Origin of the sequence: Clostridium amylolyticum (genome assembly GCF_900142075.1) — a bacterium.
Taxonomy (GTDB): domain Bacteria; phylum Bacillota; class Clostridia; order Clostridiales; family Clostridiaceae; genus Clostridium_AA; species Clostridium_AA amylolyticum.
Genome location: NZ_FQZO01000002.1, coordinates 221,851 through 238,166, shown reverse-complemented (window position 1 = coordinate 238,166; position 16,316 = coordinate 221,851). Strand labels below are relative to the sequence as shown.

Here is a 16,316-nt window from a genome sequence, read left to right as displayed (position 1 = left end):
ATGGCACAAACAATAAAAAGACCTTTTAGAAGTTTTAACGGAACTGATTGGGATAAGCATTATTTTGAAACCAGCGAAGATATGCTTGTTAATGCAACACAAAGCCTAGCTGAAATTGGATATAGAAAACTACCAGGGGGACTTATATTACAATGGGGGTGGTATGTGCTACCCGAAACAAATATTAATGGACTTACAGGATATACAGCAACACTGCCCATATCATTTCCAAATAAGCCTTTGAACCTTAGTGCTACAATATCTCACTTCGGGGATACTCATAACATAGCAAAAGAAATTGAAATAGCTGCCAATGCAGTAACTAAATCGCAAATTGGGCTTAGGTGGGTGCAAAATGGTACACCCCCAGCTGGGCAGATATCCATAAATTGGATTGCGATAGGAAACTAATAGGATACTAGGAGGTGTAAATAATATGTATATATTTAACGACAACGGATATGTGGGTTTTAAAGATAAGGAAATAAACACTATACTAGAAACAGATACTGAAATTTCTGATGAACTATATAATAAATATTTTGAGCTACAAGCTCAAGGTAAGCAATTTAAGATAAAAAATATTAATGGTATAACGTTTGAAGAAATATTTGAGGAATATATTCCAGAACCAGTTCCTCAGGAACCTTCTGAGGTTGACAAGCTTAAAGCAGAGAATGAAACTATGAAACAAAGTATAGCAGAGCTTACTGTATTAGTTACCAGCATGATGGGAGGAGGTGTATAGTATGAATTTTACTAAGAATAGCGGACTAGTTAAGGTTTGGGTATCTTTAGTTTTAGGCGGTACCTACAAGCTTGAAGAAGTACCTAGGCTGTTCAACTTAAAAGAAGTAGTAACAGAAGTAGTAAAAGAAACTACAACAATATAATTAAACTAAAAGGCAAGATAGAGCACCTATAGGGTGTTTTTATTTTGCCTTAAATTTTGTTAATTAGGTAGGTGGGTTATGGCAGATGAAAAAGATATAAAAATTGATAATTTAGAAAAGCAGATATTAGAACTAAAGGAATCAAAAAAAGATTTTGAACAGAGATTGTTAATACTGGAGAGGACATCTGCAGTATCTAGTGAACAGATTAAAATGATCTTTAATATCTTAAACGAGATTAAGGAGAGCATAGGGGATATTGCAAGTAAATTAGATCATATTGAAAAAGAACCAAGCAAAGAAGCTAAGCATTATAAAGTAGCCTTAGTATCTTCTACTATTACTGGTATTGTAGGAATTATTTTAGGTTTAATATTTAAAAAATAAGGATGGTGTTAATTATGGAATTAATTAAATTTGTACCCGAACAACTAATGATATTGGTGGCTGCTTTATATGTTGTGGGAATGTTTTTGAAGAATAGTCCTAAAGTACTAGATTGGAGCATACCATGGGTTTTACTTGTAGTTGGTGTTGGAGGATCTATAGCATTGCAACAAGGGGTTACAGCACTAGCAGTATTCCAGGGAATAGTATCAACTGGAGTAGCTGTCTTAACTAATCAGCTTATTAAGCAAACTAAAAATAGGGAGGATGAATAATAATGAAAATAGCATATAGAGCAGGCCATAACCCACAAGCTCCAGGAGCGGTTGGTATACTAAATGAAATAGTGGTTAATAGGGAGGTTCTCCCTCATTTTGGGGCTTATTTAATGTCTTTAGGATATGAAGCTTTAGATGTTACTCCTCCAAAAGGAATGAGTAAGAGTGATGATCTAGCTTATGGAGTTAATAAAGCAAATGCCTGGGGCGCAGATTTATTCATATCACTTCATGTTAACAAGGCTTATGAGAAGTATATAGGGGCAATAGGTTCCGAGGTATGTGCACATAATAGCAATAATTCATATGCTATAAATGTAGCTAAAGCACTATATGATTTAGGCTTTACTGATGATGAAGGAAAACAGAGAAGGAAGTCAACAAATGGATTGAACATAAACCCTTCACTATATGAATTAAAGCATACTAAAATGCCAGCTATGATAGTAGAGATGTTCTTTTTAGAAGCAACTAAAGATGTGGAACTATATAAAAAAATAGGGCCACAAATAATAGCAAAAGTCATAGCAGAGGGCATAGAAGGTAAAAAGGTTCAAAGTGCTCCTGCTCCAGATCCAGCACCAAAACCTTCTGTAATTTATGAGGCACACGTGCAAGATATAGGGTGGCAAGGCAAGAGAAAAAATGGGGAAACTGCAGGGACAACCGGGCAAAGCAAAAGACTTGAGGCTTTAACAATAAAACTAGAAAATACAAGTGCCAAATTAGAAATGCAAGGACATATAGAAGGTAAGGGATGGACATCTATAAGAACAGACGGAGAAGTGGTAGGAACAATGGGAGAATCTCTAAGATTAGAAGCTATAGCAATTAAAGGAATTGGTGTTACTGTAACCTATAGAGTGCATGTGCAAGATATAGGATGGACAAATTGGGTAAGAGATAGAGAAGTAGCTGGAACCACTGGACAAGGTAGAAGAATAGAAGCTATAGAAATTAAATTAGTATAATATTTATTAAGGTAGTCCTCGGGGCTACCCTTTATTTTTTTTGCATAAAAAAGCCCCCATACTAGGGAGCTAAGCCAAAGGAGATTCTATAAATAGAACAAACCATAAACATTTTAAATTCTTGCCATTTTTACACATCTTATACATGTAACATTATATATAGTTTTGTCGAAAAACTTGAACAAATAAATGTGTAGTTTACAATTATAATTGTAAATATACATACAGGGGGTAAGTATTATGAAAAAGATTTTATCAGTAATGCTAGTAATAAGTTTAATCTTGGTATTAGTAGCTTGTGGGAATAAAAATAACCAAGCGCCGGCGAATAATCCACCAACCAAAGAAACTAAAGGAGAAGCTCCTAATGAAACAAAAAAAGATACTTCTAATAAAACGGAGAAGCAAGCAACCACAATAGATTTTGGTACAGCAGGAAAAAGTGGGGAATGGGAATTCAAAATATTAGAAGCTAAAGATGTAGAAACTATTACAGCATTGAGAGAGAATTTTAAAAGTGAAGGGAATAAATTCATACAGATAAAGGTATCTGCTAAGAATTTAGGGAAAGCACCCAAAGAAGTAGGAACAAAGTTCGCGCTATATGACTTTAATAGCAAGAGTGGATATGACGTACATTCTGATAGCATGATACCTTTAAATATAGAAAATGAAAAGAACGGATTTGTAGGAGTATATGACAATATAAACCCTAATTTAACTAAGAATATATATGTAACGTTTGAAGTACCTAATGATCTTTCACTAGATAATGTAATTCTAATTAATCCTAGTGATTCATCCGTAGGGTATTATTTAAAATAAAAATAACCCTGGATTATTCCAGGGCTTTTTTTATAAATCATACCTCGCATTCTTCCCACATTTTTCCCACATAAGTTTCAGATGGTGCTAGTTTGTAATAGAATGTTATAGGGAATGAATGGCTTAATCTCAATAGTTGAGGGCAGTTTTAGTTTTTTACAGTTAGAATTGATTGGAATCAGGAGTTCGAGTCTCCTAGGGGTCACCAAATACATTATAAAGTGCAATATCAACGAATTGAAATAAAGTTTTTTATATAAAACCGCTTTTATAAACAAATTTTATACTATAATTTTATATTATATTTAGAATATCTGCAGCTCTAAATAATGAGTAAAATATCCAGTTGTTTTATACAACTGGATTAAATAATTTACAGATCATTAAATTAGGTTCAAAGTATATGATGTATTGTTCAAGCATACAGTAAACACCATACTGCTTTTTATAATCTTCTATACACTCTTTAAGATATTGCTCTGTAACACCTAAAAATTCAGCAATTTCATAAGATGTTTGTGCCTTATATTCAAATGCACTAATCAATCCAAACAAACTAACCGCCCTTTTATAGCCATACCTTCGAGCCACAAGTTCTTGTTTTCGATTTTCTATTTTAGTTTGATCAGTAATATCTCCTACAGTTTTTAGAAAGTGGCCTATTTCTTCATGTAAAACGCAATATTTCTCTGCATCAGTTATTAGATCTTTACTAATGGCAATTCTATTACCTTTACATAACCCATCAAAAGCTTTCAGCTTTCTTTCACGAACAATGATTTGTAAGTTATCAGCTTCTTTTAATAACTCCTCATACATCATGCAATCACCTCTAATTTACCAATTATCATCATCCATAATGTCTAAATCATGTTTAATGTCATCTTTGGATGCTTTATTTTTAGCATGTGCAGCAACTGGAGATAGATAGTCTTTTTCTATATATTTATCTATATATGTCAGTTCCTCAACTCTTTTAATTGCTGTAACCTTCCCTATAGTATTTAATCTGCTAAAACTATTTAATAAAGCAGTCTGCTCTTCAGTAAGACGCCTATAAGAATTAACAACTGATGGTTCCATAGGAACATCATGACCCATAAGCCAAGCCTCACTAACACCTAATGCTCTAGCTATTAAAAAAATATTTTTTTGTTTTGGTTCATACATACCGGATAGATATTGACTTATTGAAGATTTACCTATTTTTGTTTTTTCAACTATATCAGCCTGCTTTATATCTTTTATTTCCATAGCCAGTTTCATTCTTTCAGAAAAAGTTGTGCACATCATAATCACCTCTTATATACATATTATAACAAAAGTTCAGAAAACACAACGAAAATATTAGATAATTATAACAAAAGTTCAGAAAACTAAAATAACATATTGCAATTCAATTTTTAGTGTGCTAATATAAAATTAGTTCAGAAAACTGAACAAGGTTAAAAGGAGGTAAAGATATGGCTTTTGACTATAGCAAATTACATGGGAAAATAAGAGAAAAGTGTAAAACCCAAGCTGAGTTTGCAAAAAGAATGGGTATGTCAAGAACAACATTAAGTGCAAAGCTTAATAATAATAGTGAATTTACTCAGCAAGAAATTAATAAAGCGACGGAACTATTGAACTTGCAGCAAATTGAAATACCTATATATTTTTTTGCAATCAAAGTTCAGAAAACTGAACAAAAGTAAGGAGAGAACATACAGTGAAGAAATATATTCTAAATAAATTTATTTCATAAATTAGAGCGTTTAATAAGACTCAATTAGAAGGTGCTTTAAAGATAACTGATAAAGACACCAAGTTTAACAAAATAAGTTTTAGAAAAAAGACAAGCTATTTTGAAATGGTTGATATAGCAGAAAAAGCAGCAACAATTATAAAAAATATAATTAGGAGGATATGCCCACATGAAAGATTTAGAAAAGTTAATTAATGAAAGATCCAATTCAAGCATATCACTGGAGGAATATTAATGAAATTAGATTTTGGAGATTATAGAATAACAACAGATGAAAGACATTTTGTAATCCAGCAAAAGAGGATTATTGAGGAAGGCAAACTTACAAAGAAAGAAAACGTGGGTAAGGAAAGATGGGTAGATATAGCTTATTGTCCAAGCCTTAAATTTTCCCTTAAATTCCTTTATACAAAGACGTTATTAGACAATGATGATCTAATGCTCATAATGAAGAAACTCCACGTTATAGAAAACAAAATCGCAGAATTTTTAAAAGTACTGAAACAGGAGTCGGAATATGTTGATAAAAAAATGTGTGATTGCATGAAGGCTAGAGAGATGCGGTTTGAAAAATTAGAAGGAGAAATGAAATCTCTTAAAGATATGAAGGATGAACTACAAGTTCACAATTTAAGGTTTATATCAATTGGTGACAGTAAGTTTTATGTGGAAAGCAGTTTAAGAAAAACTTTAGAAGATAATTTAGTATCATGTATAAATGAAAGACTTGAACAAATTCAAAAAGAAATGGAGTACCACAAGTAAAACCTGAGACTCCAAGAGAGGAATTACTAAATTTAGAAATGACCAAGAACTTTTAGGAATATATAGTTGGAAATTATAGATCAAAAAGTAGGTGATATAAATGAATTCATATAAAAAGCTTGAAGCTATGCTTTATAATTATAAAAATACATTGGCAGAAATTAAAAATATAAAAATTGAGATAGAGGATGTAGAGCAAAGTTACAGCGGAATAAGTTCAATTTGTTATGATAATATGCCAAAGGCTAATACCATATCAAGTTCAGTGGAAAGAGAAATAGAACACAAGGAAAAAAGAATTGAATATCTAACTAATTTGTTAGTTAAAAAAGAGAATGAAATAAAAAGAATAGATAATGCTATTGAAGTTTTAACAGATAGTGAACGTAATTTAATAGAGTCATGTTATTTCAATAAGGTTAGAGTGAAAGACGCTGCAATTAAATTATATGTTACTGAACAGACCATATGCAGAAACAAGTCAACAATTATAAACAAATTAATACCATTAATATATATTGAATAAAATAGTAATTAAATGTTCATAACATTTAAACACACTAATAAAATAAGCTGTTATTATATTATCATAAGGAGTGCCTGAAAGGGTGCTCTTTTTATTTTACTGTATAAATTCCAAAGGAGGTGTATGAATGTCTAACAATATGCTTACAACTAAAGAAAGTGGATTAGGAAGATTGCTTATAAAGGGGGGATGAGTTAGGGCTCAATAACAGATGGTATTGTAAGAAAAATGAAAGGGATTGTAGGAGGTAAAAGCGGATGAGTGATATTTTTATAGATAGCAAAAATAATATAGTTAAAATAAACGGTGATATAATATCTAGTCATGCTTTTCTACAAGTTAAATTTGAAAAGGGAAGGTGGAGCTATATTATATCAGAAGAAGATCCTTTTACTAATATAGTTAGGTGTAACTATGATAATCGATAGTATTAGAAATTATATAATGAAATGTCCTTATTTGGATACCTTTGACAATGCAATTAGAGTAAATGTAAATTATTTAGATGCTAATGCAGATAACTATTCTATAGAAGAGGTTCCAATAGAACCTATTTTAAAGAAATATGTTAATGGAGATAGTGTAAGACAATATGCTTTTATATTTACAAGCAGAGAACCTTACTCAGCAGATGTTCTGCAAAATATAGACAATAGTGGATTTTATGAAAAATTCGCTGGTTGGATTGAAAGTAATAATAATAATGGAATATTTCCATTGTTAGAAAATGGTTTAGAACCATTAGAAATTAAAGTAAAAAGTACAGGCTATGCTTTTTCCAATACGGAAAATACTGCACAGTTCAAAATACAATTAATATTAAAATATTTTAAAAGGAAAGGTGATATAAATGTCAGTTAGAAAGAGAAAAATACAAGCAAATTATTTAAAGATATCAGATTCATTTGAATTATTAGGTACAGGATTTACAGAGTTAAATGAGAGTCCAGCAGCGCAAACAGCTTCAAAAAGATATATAAATCAGTCTAGTGCAAGCCAGAGTATTATTGGTTATGAATGGACTACAAGCTTTAATGCAGATCAGATAGTTTCCGAAAAGGCTATAGAATTTATAAGAAATATTGGAGAAATGCAAAAAATAGGATATGATACAGAAACAGATTATATAATAGTTGATTTAGATAAGCCAGCAACTACAGCAGGGTTTAGAGCTCGTAAATTTAAAGTTGCAATAGCAGTTGATTCCTTTGAGGCTAATGAGGGAGAACTAGGTATGGCAGGAAGTTTCATAGGAGTTTCAGATCCAATAGAAGGTACTTTTGATACTACTTCAAAAGCATTTACAGAAGGTTTTACAGCAAAATCAGTATAGGAGTGTTATAAATGAAAATTAATGGAGTGGAATTGCCAGATTTAGATTTGCTAGATTTAGAGGTAGCTGAAAAATATGAGAAATCACTGAAAAGTATAGAAAACATAGGCGAAAAAGTAAAAGATATGACTATAGTTGAAAGCATCAAAACTCAATGCAATGCTATATTCAACGTGTTTAACGATCTATTTGGTAAAGGTACCGATAAGAAGATTTTTGGCAATAAGGTTAATCTTTTGACTTGCTTGAAAGCCTTTGAGGAACTTATAACCTGTGTAAATGAACCCAATGAAGAAATTGAAAGATTTACTAAAAAATATTCTCCCAATAGGGCACAAAGACGTGCTAAAAAATAATGAACTTACTTATTGATTTAGTTCCAATAAGTGTAGATATAGAAGGAGAGAAGTACGAAATTAACAGTGATTTTCGTACTTCTATTCTTTTTGAGCTTTTAATGCAGGACAGTGAAGTAAGCGAAGAAGATAAGATTATACATGCTTTAGATCTTTACTATTCTACATTGCCAAATGATTTAAATGAGGCAGTGGAAAAGCTCCTATGGTTCTATAGATGCGGAAAAAATGAAGTTGAAGGTAAAGGATATGGAAAAGGCAAGAGTGAACAAATATATTCTTATGATTATGATGATGACTACATTTATTCCGCTTTTTTAGACCAATACGGAGTAGATTTACAGGATATAGAATATCTACACTGGTGGAAGTTTAAAGCCATGTTTAAGGCCTTAAAGGAGGATAATGAAATAGTAAAGATAATGGGTTATCGTGCTATGGACTTAAGTAAGATAAAAGATAAAGAGGAAAAATCTTATTATAAAAAAATGAAAGAATTATATAAAATTCCTTCAAATATCAGCAAAGATGAAAAAGAAAAACTTAATCAAATAGAAGGAATACTTCTTAATGGTGGAGATGTTAGTAAAGTATTATAATATATTCCTAAACTGATATATAATATAAAAGCACTTACATTGGTAGGTGCTTTTATTTTACCTTTAAAAGTAGGTGGTTGATATTAAAGAAATAAGATGTCCTAATTGTAATCAGTTGTTGTTAAAAGCTGATTATGTAAAAGGAGAAATAAAATGTATTAGGTGTAAGAAGATAACTAAAATATTAATTAAGCAGAGAACAGAGCCAAACCACACCATGGAGTAGTGAGTGGGCCTGTCTTTTTTATTTTATATTAAAGGCAGGTGAGAGATAAATGGCAGGTGTACAAATTATAAATAATAATCAGATAGATAATAATCAGATAGATAGCGAGGGTACTGAAAAAAAAATAGATACACTAAATAAAATAATGAAAAATGGATTGAAGTTTTTCAAAAGTGTCGTAGGCGATATGGGTAATGCATTAGTTAATTTAGGCAGTATTGGAGTAAAATGCAACGCAGAAATAGAACAATCTATGTCTACCTTAAAAGATAGTGCTAAATCATTGGTAGGAGAAGTATTTGCACCTATATCTGATGTTCTAAAAAACACTGTATTGCCAATGGCATTAGGATATATTGAAACTCTTTCTACAGCATTTAGAGAGAAAGGTATTACAGGGCTTATAAGTGCAATGGAAGATATAGCAAATACCATAAATACTTCTACTGCTAGTAATTTGCCTATAATTGATGCCAGTGCTATCGCTATGTTTACTACATTTATAAATGGGATACTTACAATGTTACCTTCGTTACTAGAAGTTGGATTAAGCTTAATTATTAACTTAGCACTTGGTATAACTGAAGCTTTACCACAGTTAATTCCAACTGCTATTAATACAATACAAACTTTAGTTAATATATTAATAGAAAATTTACCTTTAATTATTAATGTTGGAATACAATTAATTACAGAATTAATAAATGGGATACTTCTTATGTTACCTTCGTTGCTAGAACTTGGAGTAAGTTTAATTGTTAACTTAGCACTTGGCATAACTGAAGCTTTGCCACAGTTAGTTCCAACTGTTATTGATACAATACTAACTTTGGTTAATACCTTAATAGAAAATTTACCTTTAATTATTGATGCTGGTGTACAATTAGTTGTTGGATTAATACAGGGAATAATAAATTCTATTCCAGTGTTAGTTGAAAAAGCTCCAATAATAATTGAAAATCTAGTGAATGGATTAATTGAAAGTATTCCAATATTAGTGGGGGCAGCTTTACAAATTATCAATGGATTAATAAATTTTTTAACAAATGAGGATAATTTAAACAAGTTAATAGCTAGTATGTCAAGGTGTATTGACTCTATAGTCGATGGACTTATAATAGCTATCCCAATGTTAGTTGAAGGGGCAATGAAAATAATAACAAAATTGGTAGAATTTATTACTACACCAGGTAATATGGAGAAATTAGTAAGTTGCGCTGTGCAAATAATTCTAAAACTTGCAGAAGGCCTAATAAGAGCATTACCAACTTTAATTTCTAGTGCTGGAGAGCTTGTAACCGCTATAAATGATACATTAACATCTATAAACTGGTTTGAAGTAGGTGCAGATATCTTAGCGGGAATTGGTAAGGGTTTACTAAAGGGATCTTGGGGTCTAGCTAAAACTTTGGGAAAAGAATTGCTTGGCAGAGTACAGTGGGTATTTGGAATAGAGTCACCTAGTAAGTTATTTGCTAAAGAAGTTGGACCATATCTAATTCAAGGTATTGGAGTCGGAGCTGATAAGGAAATTCCAAAATTCCAAAAGGATATGCAGAGAAATATATCTGGCATGGTGTCTAGCTTTAATGTTGATGAAGTTACTGCAAGAATGACTGCTGCTGTATATCAGGAGCAAGCTGCGACATCAAGAGCTATGACTTCTAGTTATGATAGAATCACAGCTAATAACAGCACAATAACTAATAACAACGATAATGGATTGAATTTTAATATAGAAAACTTTAATAATAATAGAAATCAAGATATTAGAGCATTAACAGAAGAGATAGAATTTTATAGAAAGCAAATTGAAATAGGGGGAGGAAAAGCATAATGGAAACAGGATTTGTATGGAAGAATATTCACTCAAGTGAAAAAGGTTTTAAGATTATATCACTTCCTCCAATAACTACCTATGAGAAAAGAGTAGAAAAAATAGTTGTTCCAGGGAGAAATGGATATCTAACTAATACAGATAATAGCTATGAGGGAGAAGTGAAATCAGTAGAGTTTGACTACTTTGGTGATAATTTTAGAGATATAAAAACATGGTTAACTGGTGGTGGAGATGTAATATTTTCTAATGAGCCGGACAGATTTTATAAGGCTAATATAATTAATAAGATAAATCTTCAACAAGTATTACAAAAGTTTCATAGTGGTATAGTTCAATTTGATTGTCAGCCTTTTGGTTACTCACTTACTGAGAAAAAAGTTACTGTAACTACTACCAATTATAAATTAATCTATAATGGAACAATGGAGATAAAGCCAGTAATAAAGGTTTATGGTGTGGGGGACATAACTTTAACAGTAAATAATTCTAATGTAATTTTAAAGGGAATAGATGCTTATATAACCCTTAATGGTGAGTTAGAAGATGCATATAAGGATACAATGTTGCAAAATAGCAAGATGCAGGGAGAATTTCCTATATTGAAGCCAGGGGAAAACATTATAGATTATATTGGGAATGTAAGCAAAATAGAAATAATTTATAGGGAAGCCTATCTATAGGAGGTGTTATAAATGATATCTATATATGATGCAGGTACAGTGGATTTTAATAATAATGGGATAACATCTTTAAACCCTTCTCTATGTGAAGTTGAAGAGCAGAGAAATGGTTTATATGAATTAGTATTAGAACATCCTTTTGATAATAGAAACAAATGGAAAAACCTAGTTGAAGGAAATATAATTAAGGCACCAACTCCAATGGGAAATCAGTTTTTTAGAATATATAAAAAGAATAAAAATATGTCTGGTATAAAAGTTAATGCCAGACATATTTTTTATGATTTGATTGACAACTTTATAGAAGATAGCAGAGCTGCTAATACAGATGGTAAGGGTGTTTTAAATATAGTATTAACTTCTACACAGTATCCTCATAGATTTACAAGTCTGAGTGATTTGCCAGGTTCTAAAACAGCTCATTTTATTGAAAAAAACCCTGTAGAAGCAATATTTAGTGAAGATGGAATAATAGATACATGGGGCGGAGAACTTGAAAGAGATAACTTTTTAATTAAGCTGCTCCAAAACAGAGGAAAGGACAGAGGGGTAACTATAAGGTATGGTAAAAATCTTTTAGGAATAGATGAGGATTTAAGCTTAGATAGTGTAGTTACAAGAATAAAACCACAAGGATATGGTGGATTATCTCTTCCTGAAAAGTATGTAGACAGTGATTTAATAAATAATTACCCACATCCTAAGATAAGAAATATAGAATACTCTGATATTAAGGTAGATGAAAAAAGTGGAATTACAGAAGCCATGGCTATAGCTAAGCTTAGAGAGAGAGCACAGCAGGAGTTTACTATTAATAAGATAGATATTCCACCTGCCAACTATAAGGTGGATTTTTTAGAACTTAGTAAGACTGAAGAATATAAAAATTATGCTGTGCTAGAAAGAGTTTACTTATGTGATACAGTAACTGTAAAACATCTAAAATATGGCTTTGATTTAAAGGCTAAAGTAATCAAATATAAGTATGATTGCTTGTCAAATAGATACAAAGAAATAGAGCTGGGATCTTTTAAAGATAATATATCAAATACTTTAAATTCTATAAGAAACACTGTAAATCAGATATTACAGGATGCTGTTACTGGCACCAAAATGCAAGAAGCAATAGACCATGCCACAAAACTTTTAACTGGAGCTCTAGGTGGCAATGTAGTCTTTAGGCCAAAAGATAAACCACAGGAAATTTTAATAATGGATACTGAAGATATAATGACAGCCAAGAGTGTTTGGAGATGGAATTTAAACGGACTTGGACACTCAAAAAGTGGTATAAATGGTCCATACGAAACAGCCATTACAATGGGTAATTCTACGAATGGCTATGAGGGTCATATTGTAGGAAAGTTTATATCAGCACACTCTATAATGGCTAATCAATTACATGCAGATGTAGGGGAGAAATTAGATTTAAGTTCTAATATAAGCATTAGTGCAAAAGTAAGTGGAGTTAAAAATGATTTATCAAAAAGTATATCTGATGCCGAAAATACTGCAAAAGCTTACTCAGATAATACATTGAGCACTTTTATCAGTGGAACATATTCATCTGCTATAAATGATATACAAAATCGCATAGATGGAAGTATAACAACTTGGTTTTATGAAAACGAACCAACGCTAACAAATGCTCCAACTATAGATTGGTCTACCATAGAGCTAAAAAATCAACATCTTGGAGACTTATATTATGATACGGTAACTGGCTATGCATACAGATTTGCTGTTGATGAAAGTGTTTATAAATGGATTAAAATAACAGATACCGATGTATCCAAGGCATTAGAAGATGCAGCTAGAGCACAAGATACTGCTGATAAAAAGCGTAGAGTTTTTATAGAGGAACCTATTCCCCCATACGATAAAGGAGACCTATGGACTCAAGGTTCTAATGGAGAATTATTCAGGTGTATTATTAGCAAAATAGTAGGTCAAAGTTATTCCTCTACAGATTGGGAGAAGGCAAGTAAATATACAGATGATACCGTAGCTAATGGAGCTGTGAATAGATTAGATGATATGGTTAGTGATAATAAACTAACTGGTGTGGAGAAGCAAACTCTTAAGAAAGATTTAGATGGTATAACGGCAGAAAAAGTAGTGCTTAATAGTCAAGCTGATGTTGCAAAAGTAACTGCAGAAAAAACAGCTTATGACACTAGTTATACTACTTTATACAATTATTTAAATCCTTTATTAGCTGATTTAACTACTACTAGTGATGTAAATGGTAATACTTTAAGAAGTTGCTTTAGTGATTATTATAGTAAAAAAGCAACACTGCTTAGGAAAATTGCTGATAATAGCATAGATAATATAAATATTGGTGGAAGGAATTTATTCTTAAATAGTAATTTTGAGAAAAGAACATCACCACGTGAATATATGTTATTTTCAGATGTACACTACATTCTAAAAGAATATGTTGGGAAAAAGTTAACCTTTAGTTTTGATATAAAGGCGGATATACCAGGTAATGTGCTTTTTTATTCAACTAATAAAGCTAGGTATAGAATACCTTCAACTAACATTGAAGTTACAACGGAGTATCAAAGAAAAAGCTTTAATCTTCTTATTTCAGATACTAATAATGGGTTAACAGAAAGTTGGTTAGAATTTTATGGTACTTATGACACAGAAAGATTTATAACTGTTAAAAATATGAAAATAGAAACTGGTAATAAAGCTTCTGATTGGTCACCAGCACCTGAGGATGTAGATAAAGCGATTAAGGATGCAAAGGATTTAGCAGATGCAGCACAAGGTACTGCAGACGCGGCAAAACAAAATGCAGAAACTGCAAATACGGCATTAACAAATATGTCAAGCGATAACAAAATAACTCCAGTTGAAAAAATAAGTATTAAGAAAGAATTTGACATTATAGTTAGTGAAAAAGTTAAAATAGATAGCTCTGCAACCACCTACGGCATAGATAAAACAACTTATGGAACAGCTTATACTGCTTTATATAATTATGTTGATCTTTTGTTAACAGATATGTCTACAACTCAAGATTTAACCAAAGAAGGAGCAGACTCTACTGGTGGAGTTACATTTAGAAGGAAATTTAAAACTTACTATGATGCTAGACAAGATTTATTAAATGCTATATCAGCAAAAGCTAAATCTATAGCTGATAATGCACAAAGTACAGCTAATAGTAAATCAAGGACATTCATTTCACAACCTATTCCACCATACTCGGTAGGAGACATGTGGATAGATAAGAGCCTAGCACCTAATGGTTTTATTAAAGTATGCATATTAAGCAGAGCTACAGGTTCATATGTAGCTTCGGATTGGGTGGAAGATGGATTAACCCAAAGAGTTAAGAGTGCTGAACAACAAATAACAGCAGATGCTATAACTAGTAAATTTGTAGAGAGCATAAATGGTGGTAAGGTAATAGAAACTGGGATTATAAAGCATAGCAAAGATGGAATAGAAGTAATTCACTCAACTGCCAATACAAAGACAATTATGAATGCACATGGTTTTTCTATAATAAATACAAATACAGAAGAAACAATAGGGCAGTTTACACAATCTGATGGCCAAGCAGGGTTCACTACTGTTCTTTGTAATGAAGTTATAGCAAATAACATAATGACCTATCAAAAGCAGGATGCTACCTATTATGTAAATGGAAGCACAGGTAATGATATTACTGGTGATGGGAGTAATAGTAAACCATTTAAAACATTATTCACAGCATTATCTAAAATCAATAAGATTTTTGATGAATATTACAGAACAGTAAAAATATATGTTTATGGTAATTGTACTGAAGATGTTACCATAGAGAATTTTACAGGAACTCCAGGACTTGTTACAACAAGCTGGTCAGGGAATCCTGGCATATATATTAGCATGGATAGAAATGTTATATTTAATGGAACAATACGTATAAATAACTGTTCAATTCCTATTTTAATTAGTGGGAACAGGACTCATTACACTGATTCTGGTGGAGCGCTCATAAAACAGAATAGGAACGGAACAAATATAATTCAAATATTAAATAGTAAATCTGTAGTAGTAGTAAATATACGAATTCAAGGGCTTAGGAAAGGAGATAACAATTGCGGTTTTTACGTAGGTAACTCTAATGCAATAATTAGAACTATAGATGCGTGTGATTTAGGCTTTGGGATTTTGGCTGCTAACTTCTCACAAGTTATGGTTTATGATTTAGTCGGCTCGCGTATTGCATATGGAATATATTCAATGGATCATGCAAATATTAGAATTATGAATAGTGCAAGTTTGTTTAGAGCTGATACGGGAACATACATATCTGATGGTGCTATAATAGTTCCTGCAAGCTATAATTTTTTAGAAAGCTATTTTAATCCTTCAGCAGCTCCACCACCACCAACTACTCAAAACCATACTACTAGATGGGATACTAACCAAACGAAGTCATGGAGAGACAACTGGGGATGGCGATCAGATAACAGGTATATTTACCAAGGACAGTATGGCAGTAATGGTGTTCATAGAGGTTTCATGTACTTTGATAGTGCAAGTATAAGAGGTGCTTTAAGTGGTGCTACTATAAATAACGTATATTTATATTTAGCAAGAAGGTCTAGTGGTGGTTCCAGTGCTGCAACTAGAATAAGATTATATGGACATCAATATGATTCCCCGAGTGGAGGAACTGGCCTGTATGTAGATTATGGCTATATCGGATCCTGGGCTTGGGGTGAAAGTAAATGGATATCACTGCCTAGTAATGTAGGAGAAGGACTTAAAAATGGTTCTATAAAAGGGTTAGCCCTATATGATGGTTCTTCTAACTATGCAATATTTGAAGCTTACGCAAAACTAGAAATAAACTATACTAAGTAAGAAGGGAGAATTATA

General features: G+C 31.8%; 21 protein-coding genes. 19 read left to right on the top strand and 2 right to left on the bottom strand.

The genetic code is table 11. The features are described from left to right. The 7 genes from BUA82_RS05670 to BUA82_RS05645 all read left to right on the top strand — a co-directional run bounded on the left by BUA82_RS05670 (position 1) and on the right by BUA82_RS05645 (position 3,354). Positions 1-411 carry a gp53-like domain-containing protein gene (locus tag BUA82_RS05670; protein ID WP_073005536.1) on the top strand — a complete coding sequence of 137 codons (411 nt, stop codon included), beginning with the start codon at positions 1-3 and terminating at the stop codon, positions 409-411. Positions 412-436: 25 nt separating this feature from the next. Continuing rightward, positions 437-748, top strand: coding sequence for a hypothetical protein (locus BUA82_RS05665; protein ID WP_073005535.1), 312 nt, complete (start codon positions 437-439; stop codon positions 746-748). A 1-nt stretch (position 749) separates the two neighbouring features. Further along, a complete protein-coding gene (locus BUA82_RS20640; protein WP_178140697.1) occupies positions 750-893 on the top strand; it encodes a hypothetical protein in 144 nt (47 codons plus the stop codon). Positions 894-971: 78 nt separating this feature from the next. Further along, positions 972-1,280 (top strand): hypothetical protein, encoded by a 309-nt coding sequence (locus BUA82_RS05660; protein WP_073005533.1) that lies wholly within the window; start codon positions 972-974, stop codon positions 1,278-1,280. A 14-nt stretch (positions 1,281-1,294) separates the two neighbouring features. Then, positions 1,295-1,555, top strand: coding sequence for a phage holin family protein (locus BUA82_RS05655; RefSeq protein ID WP_073005531.1), 261 nt, complete (start codon positions 1,295-1,297; stop codon positions 1,553-1,555). Between the two features lie 2 nt (positions 1,556-1,557). Then, positions 1,558-2,529 (top strand): N-acetylmuramoyl-L-alanine amidase, encoded by a 972-nt coding sequence (locus BUA82_RS05650; protein ID WP_073005529.1) that lies wholly within the window; start codon positions 1,558-1,560, stop codon positions 2,527-2,529. Between the two features lie 240 nt (positions 2,530-2,769). Beyond that, positions 2,770-3,354 carry an LptM family lipoprotein gene (locus BUA82_RS05645; RefSeq protein WP_073005527.1) on the top strand — a complete coding sequence of 195 codons (585 nt, stop codon included), beginning with the start codon at positions 2,770-2,772 and terminating at the stop codon, positions 3,352-3,354. A gap of 351 nt (positions 3,355-3,705) precedes the next feature. Here the strand turns inward: BUA82_RS05645 and BUA82_RS05640 are convergent, their stop codons facing one another. Continuing rightward, a complete protein-coding gene (locus BUA82_RS05640; RefSeq protein ID WP_073005525.1) occupies positions 3,706-4,176 on the bottom strand; it encodes a hypothetical protein in 471 nt (156 codons plus the stop codon). A gap of 15 nt (positions 4,177-4,191) precedes the next feature. Continuing rightward, positions 4,192-4,647 carry a helix-turn-helix domain-containing protein gene (locus BUA82_RS05635; protein ID WP_083599804.1) on the bottom strand — a complete coding sequence of 152 codons (456 nt, stop codon included), beginning with the start codon at positions 4,645-4,647 and terminating at the stop codon, positions 4,192-4,194. 170 nt (positions 4,648-4,817) lie between these two features. On the opposite strand from BUA82_RS05635, the gene BUA82_RS05630 reads away from it, so the two are divergent. From BUA82_RS05630 to BUA82_RS05585, 12 genes are all read left to right on the top strand, one after another. Beyond that, a complete protein-coding gene (locus tag BUA82_RS05630) occupies positions 4,818-5,051 on the top strand; it encodes a DUF739 family protein (RefSeq protein ID WP_073005521.1) in 234 nt (77 codons plus the stop codon). Positions 5,052-5,335: 284 nt separating this feature from the next. After that, on the top strand, positions 5,336-5,866 hold the full coding sequence (locus BUA82_RS20635; RefSeq protein ID WP_073005520.1) for a hypothetical protein: 531 nt from the start codon (positions 5,336-5,338) through the stop codon (positions 5,864-5,866). Positions 5,867-5,966: 100 nt separating this feature from the next. After that, positions 5,967-6,392 carry a sigma-70 family RNA polymerase sigma factor gene (locus tag BUA82_RS05620; RefSeq protein WP_143148579.1) on the top strand — a complete coding sequence of 142 codons (426 nt, stop codon included), beginning with the start codon at positions 5,967-5,969 and terminating at the stop codon, positions 6,390-6,392. Between the two features lie 257 nt (positions 6,393-6,649). Then, complete coding sequence (locus BUA82_RS20630) at positions 6,650-6,820, top strand: hypothetical protein (protein WP_178140696.1); 171 nt, start codon at positions 6,650-6,652, stop codon at positions 6,818-6,820. Then, positions 6,807-7,253, top strand: a complete 447-nt coding sequence (locus tag BUA82_RS05615) for a chloramphenicol resistance protein (protein ID WP_073005518.1) — start codon at positions 6,807-6,809, stop codon at positions 7,251-7,253. The genes BUA82_RS20630 and BUA82_RS05615 overlap by 14 nt, the downstream gene beginning before the upstream one ends. After that, positions 7,243-7,725, top strand: coding sequence for a hypothetical protein (locus BUA82_RS05610; protein ID WP_073005516.1), 483 nt, complete (start codon positions 7,243-7,245; stop codon positions 7,723-7,725). The genes BUA82_RS05615 and BUA82_RS05610 overlap by 11 nt, the downstream gene beginning before the upstream one ends. Positions 7,726-7,736: 11 nt before the next feature. Further along, a complete protein-coding gene (locus BUA82_RS05605; RefSeq protein WP_073005514.1) occupies positions 7,737-8,081 on the top strand; it encodes a DUF6673 family protein in 345 nt (114 codons plus the stop codon). Then, the gene (locus BUA82_RS05600; RefSeq protein ID WP_073005512.1) at positions 8,081-8,680 is read left to right on the top strand and encodes a bacteriophage Gp15 family protein; all 600 of its coding nucleotides are present in this window, start codon (positions 8,081-8,083) and stop codon (positions 8,678-8,680) included. The genes BUA82_RS05605 and BUA82_RS05600 overlap by 1 nt, the downstream gene beginning before the upstream one ends. A 73-nt stretch (positions 8,681-8,753) precedes the next feature. Then, positions 8,754-8,906: a Com family DNA-binding transcriptional regulator gene (locus tag BUA82_RS20420; protein WP_143148578.1), complete on the top strand. Its 153-nt coding sequence runs from the start codon at positions 8,754-8,756 to the stop codon at positions 8,904-8,906. 49 nt (positions 8,907-8,955) lie between these two features. Further along, positions 8,956-10,743, top strand: coding sequence for a phage tail protein (locus tag BUA82_RS05595; RefSeq protein ID WP_073005510.1), 1,788 nt, complete (start codon positions 8,956-8,958; stop codon positions 10,741-10,743). Continuing rightward, the gene (locus BUA82_RS05590; protein ID WP_073005508.1) at positions 10,743-11,426 is read left to right on the top strand and encodes a distal tail protein Dit; all 684 of its coding nucleotides are present in this window, start codon (positions 10,743-10,745) and stop codon (positions 11,424-11,426) included. Before BUA82_RS05595 ends, BUA82_RS05590 begins: the two co-directional genes overlap by 1 nt. Before the next feature lie 12 nt (positions 11,427-11,438). Next, positions 11,439-16,301 carry a phage tail spike protein gene (locus BUA82_RS05585; protein WP_073005505.1) on the top strand — a complete coding sequence of 1,621 codons (4,863 nt, stop codon included), beginning with the start codon at positions 11,439-11,441 and terminating at the stop codon, positions 16,299-16,301. Positions 16,302-16,316: the final 15 nt, after the last annotated feature.